We start from the raw sequence: 16434 nt of genomic DNA, 5'->3' as shown, positions 1-16434 counted from the left end.
AATTTAAATCCAATTGTTTTTTTTAGGAGCTTAATCCTGCTATGCGTTACAATCTTTTATGCTGAACGCCAGCATAAAAGGATTTTCACTGCTATCAGGGCTAGTGTGTGTCAAAGAAACTTATTTTTTGTAACCAATTTTATTTCTTTCGTTATTGATCTTTGCATCAGCATCTTTGTCAACTAGGTAATTCAAGGCTTTATAAATATCTGGAAACTGATTTTCATTTTCTATAATTCTATCTTTTAATTCGGTATAAGCCATGGAAATTGTCTCTAAGTTACAAACGCTCGAATAATCGAAATGTTTATAGCGATTGCTTTTTCACTATTTTGTACACTTGAAAGCATTGCAATTCCTTGTTCTGTAGAGGCAAAGTGCGAGTAGCGATTTCCTCCTCTGTTTGAGGACGCAATTTGCGACCTCAAACTATTGAACTCTATTTCTAATCTCAAACATGAAATCTTCGGGGAATCGATTTGCATTTCTTCTGACAGCTTCTTTCAATCGTTTTGTTTCAACATTATAAAGTAATGCCAAATCAAAATCTAGTATTACTTTTAAACCTCGAATTTCAAATATTTTATTTTTAATGACTTCGATTTCCATACACAGCTATTACTATGTATCCATATTCTTTTAGAAAGAAGTCTAAATTATAAAAAATTAACTTCACTCGACACTTTGTAACGCTCTTCATTATTTTTGGTGCGCAAAATGATTTCACCTAGAAATCCAGCCAAAAAAAGTTGTGTTCCTAAAATCATCGTGGTCAATGCAATAAAAAACCAAGGATTATTCGTTACCAGACTATAACGCATGTCCGTATACATGTGGTACAATTTTGAAACGCCAATATATCCCGCAAGCAAAAATCCAATGATGAACATCAATGATCCCATGGCGCCAAAAAGGTGCATCGGTCTTTTTCCAAAACGAGAAAGAAACCAAATAGTAATTAAATCCAAGAAGCCATTGATGAAACGTTCCATTCCAAATTTAGTCTCACCATATTTTCTAGCTTGATGTTGTACTACTTTTTCACCGATTTTTCCAAAACCGGCATTTTTAGCCAAAACCGGAATGTATCGGTGCATTTCACCTGATACTTCTATGTTTTTCACAACAATATTTTTGTAGGCTTTCAATCCACAATTAAAATCATTCAATTCCACGCCAGATGTTTTTCTCGCAGCCCAATTAAACAATTTAGAAGGCAGGTTTTTTGCCACCACAGAGTCATAGCGTTTCTTTTTCCAACCGGAAACTAAATCGTACTTCCCATTGGTAATCATATCGTACAACCCTGGAATTTCCTCTGGACTGTCTTGTAAATCGGCATCCATGGTAATGATGACATCACCTTGGGCTTTTGCAAAACCGGCATGCAATGCTTGTGATTTTCCAAAATTTTTCATGAACCGAACGCCTTTTACATTTGAGTTTTCAACGGCAAATCCTTCAATAATAGTCCATGAATTATCCGTACTTCCGTCATCTAGAAAAATGATTTCGTAGGTATAATTATGAGATTGCATCACTTTGATGATCCAATTGTAGAGTTCACTAAGCGATTCCTCTTCGTTAAGAAGCGGTATGAGTATGGATAAGTTCATTAATTTTTATTCTTGTGTGGATTTGCTTTTAAAGAATGCCGCCAAAATTAAACCAAAAATTGAACTAAAAACAATACTAAAAACAGAACCTTTAAGTAATTCTACAGTAGAATAAGGACTGTTTTCTTTTAATTTAGCTATGGCTTCATTGATGGCTGATGCTGGTGTTCCAAACTTCTGCATCATATTTACAGTGTACTTAATCATTAAGTCATTTAAAGTATCTTTAGCTGAAGGATCAATGAAATTAAATAAAAGAATATTAAAAAGAGTAGAAATCAATATACCTATTAGTATGGCTATGAAGTACGTCGTAAAAGCATCTTTGAAAGAGAAAACACCGTTCAGTTCTCTTTTTGTTTTAGAAAGCAAGACAATTCCCAAAACAAGATAGGTTAAAATACTTAAAACGCCAATCCACCACGAAGTGAACAAATTTAAATCAATAGCGTATATTGTTGCTGTAATTAATGCAGAAACAATTCCGATTGTTACTCCAAAGGTTATTCCATTCTTTTTAATAATTTCGTTGATCATTTTGGTTGTTTTAGAATTAGGCGACAAATATAGCAATTCCCAATATATTCAGAGCTAAAAATCGGTTTTTACAATTATATAAAAAAAGTGTTTCAAAGATTTGTTTATTGAAAAATAATTGTAAATTTGCAGACTCAAAATAATAGTGTAAAACAAAAAGTTATGAGGCGTTTATACCTTTTCTGTTAGAAGAAAAGCTTCAAGACAACTTATAATTAACAAATAAAAAAAGATTAACAAGATGAAAAAAGGAATTCACCCAGAAAATTACAGATTAGTTGCTTTTAAAGACATGTCAAATGACGAAGTTTTTATCACTAAATCTACTGCAGATACAAGAGAAACATTAACAGTTGATGGTGTTGAATACCCAGTTGTAAAAATGGAGATCTCTAGAACGTCTCACCCTTTTTACACAGGTAAATCTAAACTTATCGATACTGCAGGACGTATTGATAAATTTAAAACTAAATACGCTAAACACGCTAAATAATAAAAGCTTGTTTTTAAAATACATAAAGCCTCGCAATTCGCGGGGCTTTTTTTGGTTCCTATAGGTTTAGTATGAACAAGAGAGACTTAAATTTGTACCATTAAGTTATTTAGTTTCATTAAGTTTATAAAAACCATAATTTTCGTAATGCCTTTATGGTATAAAAATGATTATAAAAATTAATGTTTTCAACTTCCACATAATTTCTTGTAGAACCTTTTATTTTTATTGCTATTCAAAACTTTGTAACTTTGAACTCGATACAACAAAAGCAAGTGGTTTGAACACATTTTTAATCAACAAATTACCGAATCAATAAATAAACAGTTTTTATGAATTACATACTTTTTGACGGCCCGGCTAGAAATGCCTTGTTGCCTTTTACGTTTACTCGCCCGGTTGCTGATATTTTGATTGGGATTATGACGATTCGTCAAAAATGGGAAATGCGTTTGGGATCTACCACAACTACATTAACAGAAGAATATTTGTCGGAGAAATTTCCAATGGTGGAATTAGAAACGAATGTAATGATAAATGCTTCGTTTCTTCCGAACGATGTTTTGGTCGAAATGGTGAGTAATCTAGAACCAAATCAAGCTATTTTTAAGGGAGAGGAAGTGATTGCTTTTTATACCAATGAAGATCAGGAAGAGGTAGATTTTGATACTTATGAGATTGTAGAATACGACGAGGACTGTTTGACAGTTCAAAATACTTGGGATATTTTTGCTAAGAATGATGCGGCAATTCGAGAAGATTTTGAATATTTAATAGAGGATAGAAGATCACAGCCCATTCCAAAAAGTGTCAACGTAATTGCTCCTGAAAACATTTTCATAGAAGAAGGAGCAAAGTTAGAATTTGTTACTTTAAATGCGTCGACGGGTCCTATCTATATCGGTAGAGATTCTGAAATTATGGAGGGATCTGTTATTAGAGGTCCTTTTGCCTTATGCGAAAATGCGCAAGTAAAAATGGCTTCTAAGGTGTATGGAGCAACAACAGTTGGTCCGCATTCCAGAATCGGCGGTGAAGTTAATAATTCGGTTTTGTTTGGCTACGCTAATAAAGGTCATGACGGATTTCTTGGGAATTCTGTTCTTGGGGAATGGTGTAACATAGGGGCCGATAGTAACAATTCGAATCTAAAAAATAACTACGAAGAAGTGAAATTGTGGAGTTATGAAACCGAAGGATTTGCAAAAACAGGACTTCAGTTTTGTGGCTTGATGATGGGAGATCACAGTAAATGTGGAATTAATACAATGTTCAATACGGGAACGGTAGTGGGAGTAAGCGCTAATATTTTTGGCAGTGGATTTCCGCGCAATTTTGTGCCTAGTTTTTCTTGGGGTGGTGCTTCAGGTTTTACGACTTACATCACCAAAAAAGCTTTTGAAACCGCACGATTAGTCATGAGCCGCAGAAATGTTGAGTTTGATGAAAGAGAGGCTGCCATTTTAGAACATGTTTTTGAGGAAACTAAAAAATGGAGGAAAGAGTAGTTTTTTTGATACTCAAGGGTGATTCTCTTTTAAATCAACTTGTATTCCAGCTTTAGTCTTTATTTAAAGATATTGAAATTACTTAAAAAGCCTTGTAATCGAGGCTTTTTATGTTTTTTATTGATACGCATAAACAAGGGAGCCATTTTTTATTAAGTCAATGAGCATATTAGCATTCTTGTCTGGAACAGAAAAGCACCCTAAGCTGAATTTACTATACATTCTTTTTGAGGAATGGACAACGATGTTTCTTTTTAAAGCATTTGAGTTTTTGTCATCCTCTAGGCCATTCAATCGCAACGAATAACCCCAAGTGCCTTTGTACGTTTGCAAAGTAACATAGCAGCCTAGGGAAGTTGCGTTGCTTCCTTCTATATTACTAAATAAATTAGGTGTTAGTCCTGTGCCTGAGCCTGAACCATGGTCTACATTGCTTTCGAGTAGTATTTTACTATTTTTTAAATCAACAACATAAAGTCTTGCTTCCTCTATTGATTTTGAAAAATCAATTAAAGTTATAATGTTTTTATTTTTAGCTTTAAAACCCCATTTTGTTTGTATTTCGTATGCTTTCTTTACAATTTCTTGGTTGCCTTGTGCAACAATAAAATGGAAACTGCATAAAAGAAGTAAAGTTAGTTTTTTATTCATGGTTCCGTTTTTAAAATAGTTTCTCGAACTCCTATAATTGCATTTTACCGGCATACTCTCACTATGCGGGTCTAAACCATTCTCGAAAAAATGAACAACTTTGGAATTCGATAGTTTTCTTTTGAAGTTTTTTGATTAATCAAAGGCCTGTATTTCAAATACAAAACTATAAAATAATACTTTTATTATACTCTAATTTTTAATTTATCAAGGATTGATTCTTAAACTATTTTTTTTCAAAAGGCTTTTAAGTGCTTCGGAGTTAGTTTTTTGAGGCTTAATGTTTTATTTTTATAAAAATAATTAGAAAACAAGTACGATTTACTCAGTTTAGATTATTAAATATAAAAGATTTATGGAAGAGATTATTGGGATGTTAAATGGTATTGTGTGGAGTAATGCATTAATTATTTTGTGTTTAGGGACCGGGTTTTATTTTTCTTGTAGAACGCGCTTTTTACAGATACGTCATGTTAAAGAGATGTTTCGGTTATTGTTTGACGGTAAGAGTTCCGAATCTGGAGTTTCTTCTTTTCAAGCTTTATCTATGTCTTTGGCAGGCAGAGTCGGTACGGGAAACATTGCAGGCGTGGCTACTGCAATAGCTTTTGGAGGGCCTGGAGCCTTATTTTGGATGTGGATGGTTGCTTTTTTTGGAGCAAGTACCGCTTTTGTAGAGGCTACATTAGCCCAGATTTATAAGGAAAAACATTTGGGGGAATTTCGCGGAGGACCTGCATTTTATATCGAGAGAGGTTTAGGTGTGAAATGGTTTGGTGTCTTATTTGCGGTAGTTTCTATTGTTTCTGCAGGGGTCCTATTACCGGGTGTTCAAGCCAATTCGGTTGCAGACGGAATACAGAATGCATTTGAAATTGATACTTGGAAATCAGGCGTAGTGGTGGCTTTAATATTTGGCGCTATCGTTTTTGGTGGTGTAAAAAGAATCGCGAAATTTACCGAATTTGTCGTTCCCATAATGGCGATTGCTTATATTGTAATTGTTTTGGTAATCATCGCAATTGATATTGATAAACTTCCCGGTGTTATCGCCTTAGTTTTTAAAAGTGCTTTTAATATGGAAGCTGGATTTGGAGCAGTTTTTGGATTAGCTATCCAGTGGGGTGTAAAACGAGGCATTTACTCGAATGAAGCGGGTCAGGGTACAGCGCCCCATATTGCTGCTGCGGCAAATGTTTCGCATCCTACTAAGCAAGGGTTGGTTCAGTCATTTTCGGTTTATATTGATACTTTATTGGTATGTTCCGCTACTGGATTTATGTTACTGATTACCGGAAAATATAATGTGCTGAATCCAGTGTTAGGTCCCGATGGAGCCACCAACTATTTGTATCAAGGAGCACAAAATGTTTCGGCTGGTCCCGGATTTACACAAACAGCAATGGATAGTGTTTTGCCTGGTTTTGGATCTTATTTTGTTGCAATTGCACTGTTTTTCTTTGCTTTTACTACCCTATTAGCTTATTACTACATAGCTGAGACAAACATTTCGTATTTGACTAGGAATTTTAAATCTCCTATTTTTTCTCATTTACTGAAAGTGTTTATGATGGTAGTGATTATGTATGGCTCTATCAATCAAGCAAAATTAGCTTGGAATATTGGTGATTTAGGAGTGGGATTAATGGCTTGGTTCAATATTATTGCCATTCTTCTTTTACAAAAGCCAGCATTGTTAGCCTTAAAGGATTACGAAAAACAACGAAAAGCAGGAATTGACCCTGTTTTTCATCCAGAAGATATTGGGGTGTCAAATGCCCATATTTGGAATACGATAAATAAAAAGAAAGAAGAGTAGTCCTTTTGTATACGGATCATTTTAAGAGCTTCTAGAAATCAGATTTCATTCTGTTTTCCGGAAGCTCTTATTTTTTAGTAAACCAATTACTTAATTAATCTATCTTTGCACCTTTTAAAACAAATCGGTTTTCAGTGTATCGAACAGCCGAATCTACAAATCAACAATTCAATGATCACAGTTAACGATATCTCAGTGCAGTTTGGTGGAACTACCCTTTTTAGCGACGTTTCTTTTGCTATTAATGAAAATGATAAAATTGCCCTTATGGGCAAAAATGGAGCAGGTAAATCAACGCTTCTAAAAATAATTGCAGGACAAAGCAAACCTTCAACAGGAAATATTTCGGCGCCAAAAGACGCGGTTGTGGCCTATTTACCTCAGCATTTATTGACTACAGACGGTGCTACGGTGATGGAAGAAACGTCGAAGGCCTTTGGAGAAATTTTCGGAATGAAAGCGGAGATTGATGAGATTAATGACCAATTGACCATTCGTACCGATTATGAAAGTGATGCCTATATGAAATTGATCGAAAGGGTTTCTGATTTAAGTGAGAAATTCTATGCGATTGAGGAAGTAAATTACGAAGCTGAAGTAGAGAAAATATTAGTAGGTTTGGGTTTTGTTCGGGAAGATTTTACCAGACAGACTTCTGAGTTTTCAGGAGGTTGGAGAATGCGAATTGAGTTGGCCAAAATCCTTCTACAGAAACCAGATCTAATTTTGCTAGATGAGCCTACTAATCACATGGATATTGAAAGTATCCAATGGTTGGAAGATTTCTTAATTAATTCGGCCAAAGCAGTTGTGGTGATTTCGCACGACAAAACTTTTGTAGATAATATTACCAACAGAACGATTGAGGTAACAATGGGACGAATCTATGACTATAAAGCAAAGTATTCTCATTATTTAGAATTGCGAAAAGACAGACGTATTCATCAACAAAAAGCATACGATGAACAACAACGCATGATTGCAGACAATCGAACTTTTATTGATCGTTTCAAAGGAACATTTTCTAAAACGGATGCCGTTCAATCTCGAGTAAAAATGTTAGAGAAGTTGGTTATAGTCCAGGTAGATGAGGTTGATACCTCGGCATTAAAATTAAAATTTCCGCCGGCAGTACGTTCGGGACAATATCCGGTGATTGTAAAGGACTTGTCAAAAGCTTATGGAGATCATGTTGTTTTCAAAGATGCTAATATTGTTATTGAAAGAGGAGAAAAAGTAGCTTTCGTAGGAAAAAATGGAGAAGGAAAATCGACGATGATTAAAGCGATCATGAAAGAGATTGAAATTAATGGTGGTAGTTTAGAAATTGGTCATAATGCACAAATTGGTTATTTTGCGCAAAATCAAGCCTCTTTATTAAATGAAAACGCCACTATTTTTGAAACGATTGATGATATTGCTGTTGGAGACGTTCGAACAAAAATAAAAGATATTTTAGGCGCTTTCATGTTTCAAGGTGATGATGTGACCAAAAAAGTAAAAGTGCTTTCCGGTGGAGAGAAAACCCGTTTAGCAATGATTAAATTATTATTGGAACCTGTGAATTTATTGATTCTGGATGAACCTTCGAATCACTTGGATATGAAAACTAAAGACATTATTAAAGATGCGTTACGGGATTTTGACGGAACATTAATCTTAGTTTCTCACGATAGAGATTTCCTTGACGGACTGGCGACAAAAGTGTTTGAATTTGGAAACAAACGAGTAGTGGAACATTTTGAAGACATCACTGGTTTCTTGGCACACAAGAAAATGGATAGCATGAAAGAGATCGAGAAATAGTTTGTGAATATCTCTAATAAATTAAAAATGAGGCTGTATTCTAGGATACAGCCTCATTTTTATTACAACCTAATTCCCGGCGGAAGCAACTCTTTATAAATTGGATTTTTTTTGAAAAACACCACAATTTTAGGTAAGATAGGCACGACTTTGAATTTTCGTTCCATAGCAATTTCCATAATGTTTTTTAGGAAACTAGAGATGAATTCTTCATTTTCGAATGATTCTGGAGCATTTATTTTAGTTAAAAATATTTTCTTCTCTTGGAATGAATATTCAACCGAAACTAACCCTTCTTCCACTGTAGTTTCAAATTGTCTTGCAAAAGTATTGTCTGTGATTTCCATGGGGATTACTGAATCCATAATAATTAACTTTAATTCATTGGTACCTCTACCAAAAGTATTTTTGATCTGGAAATAACTTTGATTTTAAATGAGTCAAAATTAGTTATTCCCATGGCATCTCTTGCCTTCAAAATTGGTTATCAATTTCTATTTCGCCTTCGATTAAAAACAAATAAACACCATTTTCAGGAATTCGGACCGTGTAGGTCGAACGGGTGTCGCTATCGAAAATTCCCAATTGGAAAAAGGTTTTCTGGTAAACCCAAAGCGCATTGCCATCAATTTGATCCTTTGGCGAAACAATGTCTACAAAGGTATTAATTTGATTTTCAATATCAAATGATTTCTGGTCGTATCTTGGCGTCCCGTTTTCTGTATCAGAAAATACTTAGAGTTGTAATGTTTTTGCCTCTTCTTTCGGACTGGCATTCATTTCAGAATGTGTTATTCCGGAACCAGCACTCATCACTTGAACTTCCCCAAAGCGAATAATTCCTTCGGTTCCCATACTGTTGCGATGCTTCAAACCACCTTCAAGAGGGATTGGTATGATTTCCATTTTGGCGTGCGCATGACTGCCAAAACCTCTTCCGCCCGCTATAGTATCATCATTTAAAATACGTGACAGGCCAAATTGTTGTCGCTCAAGAGTATTACAATTCCAAATGAAAACGAGAAATTGGCGTTGAGCCAACCAAAATCAGCCTTGCCTCTGGTATTTGATTCAAAGAGTTGCGTCGTCATAAATTATTGATAATATAAAGTATATAATGGGAGCGTTACCGATAAAAAAATTAATTTTATACAAAATTCGCTATAAAAACGCGGTATGTTGTTATAAAATCGTTAAAACAATTATGAGTAAAATCCATGTTTATTTGATGCCTGGTTTGGCGGCAAGTGCAGCTATTTTTGAGCGGATCGTCCTTCCAAAAGAAACATTTGAAATACACTTATTAGAGTGGGAAATTCCACTGGACAATGAATCCTTGACGAATTATGCAAAGCGGATTTCTACTAAGATCAAACATGAAAATCCGGTTTTAATTGGAGTTTCATTTGGAGGTATTTTGGTTCAAGAAATGGCTAAATATAGTGCTGCCAGAAAGGTTATTATTGTTTCAAGTGTAAGAAGCAATGCAGAATTTCCACGAAGATTGAAGATGGCTAAAACGACCAAAGCCTACAAGTTAATCCCATTGCGTTTAATTGCCAATATCGAAACTCTGGCTAAATTTTCTTTTGGGAATAAGGTGAATCAAAGATTAAAACTATATCAAAAATTTCTTTCCGTTCGCGATATTCGCTACTTAAATTGGGCAGTAGAACAGGTCGTTTTATGGGACAGAACTGCCATCGATGAAACTGTAATTCACATTCATGGCGATGCTGATGATGTTTTTCCTATAAAATATATTAAGAATTGCATCGTAGTTAAAGGAGGAACGCACATTATGATTTTAAATAAATACAGGTGGTTGAATGAAAATCTACCATCCATTATAGTAAGCTGAGTGCGATTATTAATTTTTTTGATTTTATATAAGTTGTGATTTTCCTGCAAGGTTTTCAAAACCTTGTAGGTATATAATTATTTAGATTGATGCCTACAAGGTCAAAAAGAGAGCTTGCAGGAAATCGAAAGTCAAGTTGTGATAAGACAATCAATAGTTTAAGTTTTAAATAATAATCGAGCATAGGTTATTAGGGACAGAATAGAAGTAAACGCCCTTTTATAAGGATATAAAAGGCATAAAAAAGAAAAGATGAAATCGATTAACAAAGTTGCCATAATACTTACCGTGATTTTTGCGAGTGGTATATTTATTTTTGCCGCTAAAAATCCGACAGAGGAAAAAGATGTTATTAAAGAAATCTCAACCAATTTTCCTGTAAAATTCGATTTTGCCGGTGAAGAAACACCATTGAAAATATCCGATGTTAAAGAGCGTATGGATCGGGAGTTGCTTATAAATGTAAATTTGCATGCTTCCACTATTTTGGCTATAAAAAGAGCAAATCGTGCTTTTCCTGTAATGGAGCCTATTTTAAAGAAGAATGGTATTCCGGATGATTTTAAATATTTGGCTGTTATAGAAAGTGGATTGGTGAATGCAGTTTCACCAGCAGGAGCGAGAGGTGTCTGGCAATTCATGCCAGATACGGCCAAAGAACGCGGAATGGAAGTCAATGAAAATGTGGATCAGCGCTATGATCTTGAAAAATCGACGCAAGCGGCTTGCAGTTATTTGTTGAATGCCAAAGCAAAATTTGGAAGCTGGACTTTGGCTGCAGCTTCCTATAACGGAGGAATGACGGGTGTGAATAGACAAATTGATATTCAAAAAGTGACTAATTACTATGATTTGTTGCTTACGGAAGAAACGGCTCGCTATGTATTCAGGATTTTAGCCTTAAAAGAAATTATGCAAAATCCCGTAAAATATGGTTTTGCTATTGCTCCCGAGGATTTATATGAATCTTTGCCAACTCGAAAAATTACAATTGACAGTTCGATTACGGATTTGGCTGGTTTTGCTAAAAGTCAAGGGATCAATTATAAAATTTTAAAAATACACAATCCTTGGCTTAGGGAAACGAAGTTAATCAATGAGACGGGTAAAACTTATCAAATAGAAATTCCTTTAAAAGGATACTAATCGTTAAAACTAAAAAAGGGCCAAATGTGTATCATTTGGCCCTTTTTTAGAAGTGAAAAAAAAATTATATCTTTTTCATCTGATCTTTCATCATTGTAATTTGATCTTTCAACATGTTTTGTTTGTCTAATTTTTTAGCTTCATTCAGTAGGGAAGTCGCTTCCAGTTTACGACGACGAGTCATGGCAACACCGGCTAGGTTTAATTTGGCTACAGCCAAGTCCATATCCATTGATAAACCAAGTTCGATCGCTTTCTTGAAATATTTCTCTGCTTGGTTGATATTTGTTTGCGAAAGCATGATTCCGTGTAGGTAATTAAAATAGCCTTGTTGTTTTTGTATTAAAGCAGTTTCTGGTTTTTTGATGTAAGCCAACCATTTTTTAGCGCCTTCAAAATCCTGTTTTCTAAGTTTTAAGAAAGCCAATAAGATGAATTCATTTTTGAAGTAAAGGAAAATAGGAATTGCACTTAATAGTAGAAGGAATATTCCGTTACCAATATTACTTTCTGTAAATTGCCAAATGCCAGTAAGGATAATAAGTCCGGCGATAATAAGTTTAATATTTCTGTGAAACATAGTGTGTTTATTTTAAGATCACAAATATAGTAAAATGAATTGAAAATATTTTTACAAAACTGCTTGTGAGAAAAAAAAGTCTTTGTATATTTGCACTCGGTTTTAGAATAACGGTTATTCGAAATAAGAAGACATATAAATAAGATTTTAAAGATACAAAGCAATGAGCAAAAGAACGTTTCAACCATCGAAAAGAAAAAGAAGAAATAAGCACGGATTTATGGACAGAATGGCTTCTGCGAATGGAAGAAAAGTTCTTGCTAGAAGAAGAGCTAAAGGAAGACATAAATTGACTGTTTCTTGCGAACCAAGACACAAAAAATAATGTTTGTATAAACATAAATAAGGCGTTACTTTTTTTAGTATCGCCTTTTTTTATACCTATTCGTTAAAAAAAGAGGGAGATTTACAAGTAAAAGATTTGAGTTCCATAACTTTAGTCTTTTGAAATAACAACTACACAACACAATACTACTTATACAATGCCAAAAGATACATCCATAAAATCAGTTTTAATAATAGGTTCAGGTCCTATTGTTATTGGTCAAGCATGTGAATTTGATTATGCGGGATCACAAGCTGCTCGTTCTATCCGTGAAGAAGGAATTGAAGTTATCCTAATCAATTCCAATCCGGCAACCATTATGACCGACCCATCCATGGCCGATCATATCTACTTGAAACCCTTAACTACTAAATCGATTATCGAAATCCTAAAAGCACATCCTCAAATCGATGCTGTTTTGCCTACAATGGGCGGACAAACGGCTTTGAACTTGTGTTTAGAAGCCGATGAAAAAGGAATCTGGGCTGATTTTGGTGTGAAATTAATTGGTGTAGACGTGAACGCGATTAATATTACCGAAGACAGAGAGCAGTTCAAACAATTGCTACAAAAAATAGGTGTTCCATCTGCGCCAGCTGAAATATGTACTTCCTACCTTAGAGGAAAAGAAATAGCACAGGAATTTGGGTTCCCATTAGTGATTCGTCCTTCGTTTACTCTTGGTGGTACTGGAGCTGCGATTGTCTATAAAAAAGAAGATTTTAATGAACTTTTAACTAGAGGTTTAGAAGCATCGCCTATTCATGAGGTTTTGATTGATAAAGCTTTAATGGGTTGGAAAGAATATGAGTTGGAACTTTTGAGAGATAAAAACGACAATGTTGTGATTATCTGTTCGATCGAAAATATGGATCCAATGGGAATTCATACGGGAGATTCCATTACGGTTGCTCCAGCGATGACATTATCGGATCGCACTTTTCAAAGGATGCGTGATTATGCTATCGTGATGATGCGAAGCATCGGAAATTTTGCAGGAGGTTGTAATGTGCAGTTTGCCGTTTCGCCTGACGATAAAGAAGACATTGTAGCGATTGAAATCAATCCTCGTGTGTCTCGTTCATCCGCTTTGGCATCAAAAGCAACGGGTTATCCTATTGCAAAAATTGCTTCGAAATTAGCTTTAGGGTACAATTTAGATGAATTGCAAAACCAAATCACCAAATCGACTTCGGCTTTATTTGAACCGACTTTGGATTATGTGATTGTAAAAATACCCCGTTGGAACTTTGATAAATTCGAAGGCGCTGACAGAACTTTAGGACTTCAAATGAAATCCGTAGGGGAAGTAATGGGAATTGGACGCTCGTTCCAAGAAGCGTTGCACAAAGCGACTCAATCATTGGAAATCAAAAGAAATGGTTTAGGAGCGGACGGAAAAGGATATACTAACTACGAACAAATTATTGAGAAACTGACTTTTGCCAGTTGGGATCGTGTTTTTGTGATTTATGATGCCATTGCTCTTGGAATTCCATTGAGTCGCATTCATGAAATCACTAAAATCGATATGTGGTTCTTGAAACAATACGAAGAACTTTATACGTTAGAAAAAGAGATTTCAAACTATAAAGTGGATACTTTGCCAAGAGAACTTTTGCTGGAAGCGAAACAAAAAGGTTTTGCCGACAGACAAATTGCACACATGATGGGTTGTCTTGAAAGTCAAGTACACAGCTTGCGTACTGCAATGAATATCAATCGTGTATTTAAATTAGTAGATACTTGTGCGGCCGAATTTAAAGCAAAAACGCCTTACTATTATTCGACTTTTGAAGCCGAAATTGAAAAAGCGAATGGAGAACGTTATGTGGACAACGAAAGTATTGTTACTGATAAAAAGAAAATAATAGTTCTAGGGTCAGGCCCAAATAGAATTGGACAAGGAATAGAATTTGATTATTCTTGTGTGCATGGTGTGCTTGCCGCCAAAGAGTGTGGCTATGAAACCATCATGATCAATTGTAATCCAGAGACAGTTTCGACGGATTTTGATACTGCCGATAAATTATATTTCGAACCCGTTTTCTGGGAACACATTTACGATATTATCCAGCATGAAAAGCCAGAAGGTGTTATTGTACAACTAGGCGGACAAACGGCTTTGAAATTAGCGGAGAAATTGTCCAAATATGGAATAAAAATTATAGGTACAAGCTTTGATGCGTTAGATTTAGCCGAAGACAGGGGGCGTTTCTCTGAATTACTAACCGAACTGAAAATTCCTTTCCCACAATTTGGAATTGCAGAAACGGCAGATGAAGCTTCTGCTTTGGCGGATACGTTGGATTTTCCGTTATTGATTCGTCCGTCGTATGTGTTGGGTGGTCAGGGAATGAAAATTGTAATCAACAAACAGGAACTGGAAGAGCACGTAATCAATTTATTGAAAACGATTCCAGGGAATAAATTACTTTTAGACCACTATCTTGATGGTGCTATTGAAGCCGAAGCCGATGCGATTTGCGATGGAGAAAATGTGTACATTATAGGAATTATGGAACACATCGAACCTTGCGGCGTTCATTCGGGTGACAGTAATGCGACGTTACCACCGTTTAATTTAGGTGAATTTGTAATGCAACAAATAAAAGATCATACCAAGAATATTGCTTTAGCATTGCGAACGGTTGGTTTAATCAACATTCAGTTTGCTATAAAAGATGATGTTGTATATATAATAGAAGCGAATCCTAGAGCGTCCCGTACGGTGCCGTTTATTGCGAAAGCGTACGGTGAACCGTATGTGAATTATGCAACTAAAGTAATGTTAGGTCACAATAAAGTAACCGATTTTACTTTTAATCCACAATTAAAAGGATACGCGATCAAGCAACCGGTGTTCTCTTTCAGCAAGTTCCACAATGTAAACAAAGCATTAGGACCTGAAATGAAATCGACAGGAGAAAGCATTTTGTTTATTGATGACTTGAAAGACGATCAGTTCTACGAATTGTATTCCAGAAGAAAAATGTATTTGAGTAAATAAAAACTTAAATTTGTTATAGATAAAAAGCCCCGTTTGGGGCTTTTTTTGTGGTGTTTAAGGTTTAACTCTAACTATTTTGTTATCCCTGAGAATAACCAGTTCACTATTTGATTTCTTTTTGAACTCGATTAGTTTTTCGTATACTTTGCTCATGCCGTCAACGATTTTTTGTTGGTTTAGCGATCTTTTATATTCTTTCATTCCAATTTTTTTTTAAGTTATTGAATTTTATGGTACTTAAAATTTTTATCTCAGGGTCAAAAGATTTTTCAGCAATTAATTCTGGTTCTCCAAATGAATTATCAAAAATAAGAACTTCATCAGCAATTTCGAGATATATTTCGAAAAGATTTTTAATACCATTATTATATCTACGTTTTATGACTTCGGTTTCTATATTATGTCCACCTTCACTAACTCGAGTTTTTACTCTTTCGATTGCTAAGTCAACGGTTTCTAACCAAAAAAATAAAAGGGTTACACAATAGTTTTCTTTCTTCGCTTTGACAATCTTTGCTTTATAACTTTTAGTAGCCAAAGTAGTTTCAAAAGCAAATGTTTGATTTGTTTCTAGAAGTTCGTTGATTCGTTTAATCATTATTCTTCTCGCTTCAAACGATACTTTTTCAGGCTGAAACGGAGATAAGCCTTTAGCAATTTCATCAGCATCTACAAACTCTTTACAATTTAAAATTTCGGGTAAAATAGTAAAAGAAGCAGTTGTTTTTCCTGCTCCGTTACAACCGGCAATAATGTAAAGATTCTTACTCATGCATACAAAGGTAATTGATTTTAGGTTTGATTAATTCATATTTTTTTCTTTAGAAATGAAATCAGTAGGAGAAAGGATCTAGCTTGTTGATGATTTGAAAGACGATCAGTTTTACGAATTGTACTCCAGAAGAAAAATGTATTTGAGTAAATAAAACTTGAATTTGTTATAGATGAAAAAGCCCCGTTTGGTGCTTTTTATCTAAAATACGAGTGGGACGCTCGCACCTGTGGTTAGTGGCTCAACTGGGGGTACAGTTTGAAAAACTGCGCTAACGATTGTGACATATCAGAGCGGTCTGGGTGTTTTT

18 protein-coding genes are annotated in these 16434 nt (G+C 35.0%); 8 read left to right on the top strand and 10 right to left on the bottom strand.

The window, feature by feature from the left end:
* Positions 1-120: 120 nt before the first annotated feature.
* From BUA03_RS16890 to BUA03_RS05975, 4 genes are all read right to left on the bottom strand, one after another.
* The gene (locus tag BUA03_RS16890; protein ID WP_157492191.1) at positions 121-264 is read right to left on the bottom strand and encodes a hypothetical protein; all 144 of its coding nucleotides are present in this window, start codon (positions 262-264) and stop codon (positions 121-123) included.
* Positions 265-429: 165 nt separating this feature from the next.
* A complete protein-coding gene (locus BUA03_RS16885) occupies positions 430-609 on the bottom strand; it encodes an ORF6N domain-containing protein (protein WP_245792566.1) in 180 nt (59 codons plus the stop codon).
* Between the two features lie 47 nt (positions 610-656).
* The gene (locus BUA03_RS05980) at positions 657-1616 is read right to left on the bottom strand and encodes a glycosyltransferase family 2 protein (RefSeq protein WP_066077756.1); all 960 of its coding nucleotides are present in this window, start codon (positions 1614-1616) and stop codon (positions 657-659) included.
* Positions 1617-1622: 6 nt separating this feature from the next.
* A complete protein-coding gene (locus tag BUA03_RS05975) occupies positions 1623-2153 on the bottom strand; it encodes a DUF4199 domain-containing protein (protein WP_066077758.1) in 531 nt (176 codons plus the stop codon).
* A 241-nt stretch (positions 2154-2394) separates the two neighbouring features.
* Here BUA03_RS05975 and BUA03_RS05970 point away from each other — a divergent pair, with 241 nt between their 5' ends.
* Positions 2395-2646: a type B 50S ribosomal protein L31 gene (locus BUA03_RS05970; RefSeq protein WP_066077760.1), complete on the top strand. Its 252-nt coding sequence runs from the start codon at positions 2395-2397 to the stop codon at positions 2644-2646.
* 332 nt (positions 2647-2978) lie between these two features.
* A complete protein-coding gene (locus BUA03_RS05965; protein ID WP_066077762.1) occupies positions 2979-4154 on the top strand; it encodes a GlmU family protein in 1176 nt (391 codons plus the stop codon).
* A gap of 117 nt (positions 4155-4271) precedes the next feature.
* Here the strand turns inward: BUA03_RS05965 and BUA03_RS05960 are convergent, their stop codons facing one another.
* Positions 4272-4805 (bottom strand): murein L,D-transpeptidase catalytic domain-containing protein, encoded by a 534-nt coding sequence (locus BUA03_RS05960; RefSeq protein ID WP_169807434.1) that lies wholly within the window; start codon positions 4803-4805, stop codon positions 4272-4274.
* A 355-nt stretch (positions 4806-5160) separates the two neighbouring features.
* On the opposite strand from BUA03_RS05960, the gene BUA03_RS05955 reads away from it, so the two are divergent.
* Together BUA03_RS05955 and BUA03_RS05950 are read left to right on the top strand one after the other, a co-directional pair.
* Positions 5161-6624 carry an alanine/glycine:cation symporter family protein gene (locus BUA03_RS05955; protein WP_066077765.1) on the top strand — a complete coding sequence of 488 codons (1464 nt, stop codon included), beginning with the start codon at positions 5161-5163 and terminating at the stop codon, positions 6622-6624.
* Positions 6625-6795: 171 nt separating this feature from the next.
* Positions 6796-8430 carry an ABC-F family ATP-binding cassette domain-containing protein gene (locus tag BUA03_RS05950; RefSeq protein WP_066078844.1) on the top strand — a complete coding sequence of 545 codons (1635 nt, stop codon included), beginning with the start codon at positions 6796-6798 and terminating at the stop codon, positions 8428-8430.
* Between the two features lie 62 nt (positions 8431-8492).
* Here BUA03_RS05950 and BUA03_RS05945 read toward each other — a convergent pair whose 3' ends face one another.
* From BUA03_RS05945 to BUA03_RS16875, 3 genes are all read right to left on the bottom strand, one after another.
* Positions 8493-8777, bottom strand: a complete 285-nt coding sequence (locus tag BUA03_RS05945) for a GNAT family N-acetyltransferase (protein WP_066078846.1) — start codon at positions 8775-8777, stop codon at positions 8493-8495.
* 127 nt (positions 8778-8904) lie between these two features.
* Positions 8905-9060, bottom strand: coding sequence for a pirin family protein (locus BUA03_RS16880; protein ID WP_245792571.1), 156 nt, complete (start codon positions 9058-9060; stop codon positions 8905-8907).
* 105 nt (positions 9061-9165) lie between these two features.
* Entirely contained in the window at positions 9166-9471 is a 306-nt protein-coding gene (locus tag BUA03_RS16875) for a pirin family protein (protein WP_245792565.1), read from the bottom strand.
* Between the two features lie 163 nt (positions 9472-9634).
* Between BUA03_RS16875 and BUA03_RS05935 the strand changes: the two genes are divergently transcribed.
* Positions 9635-10291 carry an alpha/beta hydrolase gene (locus BUA03_RS05935; RefSeq protein WP_066078848.1) on the top strand — a complete coding sequence of 219 codons (657 nt, stop codon included), beginning with the start codon at positions 9635-9637 and terminating at the stop codon, positions 10289-10291.
* Between the two features lie 252 nt (positions 10292-10543).
* Entirely contained in the window at positions 10544-11437 is an 894-nt protein-coding gene (locus BUA03_RS05930; protein WP_066077767.1) for a lytic transglycosylase domain-containing protein, read from the top strand.
* Positions 11438-11501: 64 nt separating this feature from the next.
* Here BUA03_RS05930 and BUA03_RS05925 read toward each other — a convergent pair whose 3' ends face one another.
* Positions 11502-12017 (bottom strand): hypothetical protein, encoded by a 516-nt coding sequence (locus BUA03_RS05925; protein ID WP_066077768.1) that lies wholly within the window; start codon positions 12015-12017, stop codon positions 11502-11504.
* Positions 12018-12180: 163 nt separating this feature from the next.
* Between BUA03_RS05925 and rpmH the strand changes: the two genes are divergently transcribed.
* Together rpmH and carB are read left to right on the top strand one after the other, a co-directional pair.
* A complete protein-coding gene (gene rpmH / locus BUA03_RS05920) occupies positions 12181-12342 on the top strand; it encodes a 50S ribosomal protein L34 (RefSeq protein WP_007136275.1) in 162 nt (53 codons plus the stop codon).
* 157 nt (positions 12343-12499) lie between these two features.
* Positions 12500-15352, top strand: a complete 2853-nt coding sequence (carB, locus tag BUA03_RS05915; RefSeq protein WP_066077769.1) for a carbamoyl-phosphate synthase large subunit — start codon at positions 12500-12502, stop codon at positions 15350-15352.
* A gap of 187 nt (positions 15353-15539) precedes the next feature.
* On the opposite strand, the gene BUA03_RS05910 is transcribed toward carB, so the two are convergent.
* Positions 15540-16124, bottom strand: a complete 585-nt coding sequence (locus BUA03_RS05910) for an ATPase (protein WP_066077771.1) — start codon at positions 16122-16124, stop codon at positions 15540-15542.
* Between the last annotated feature and the right edge of the window lie 310 nt (positions 16125-16434).

The sequence above is a fragment of the Flavobacterium fryxellicola genome (assembly GCF_900143245.1).
GTDB classification, from domain to species: Bacteria; Bacteroidota; Bacteroidia; order Flavobacteriales; family Flavobacteriaceae; genus Flavobacterium; species Flavobacterium fryxellicola.
This window is presented reverse-complemented; position numbering and strand designations above follow the sequence as displayed.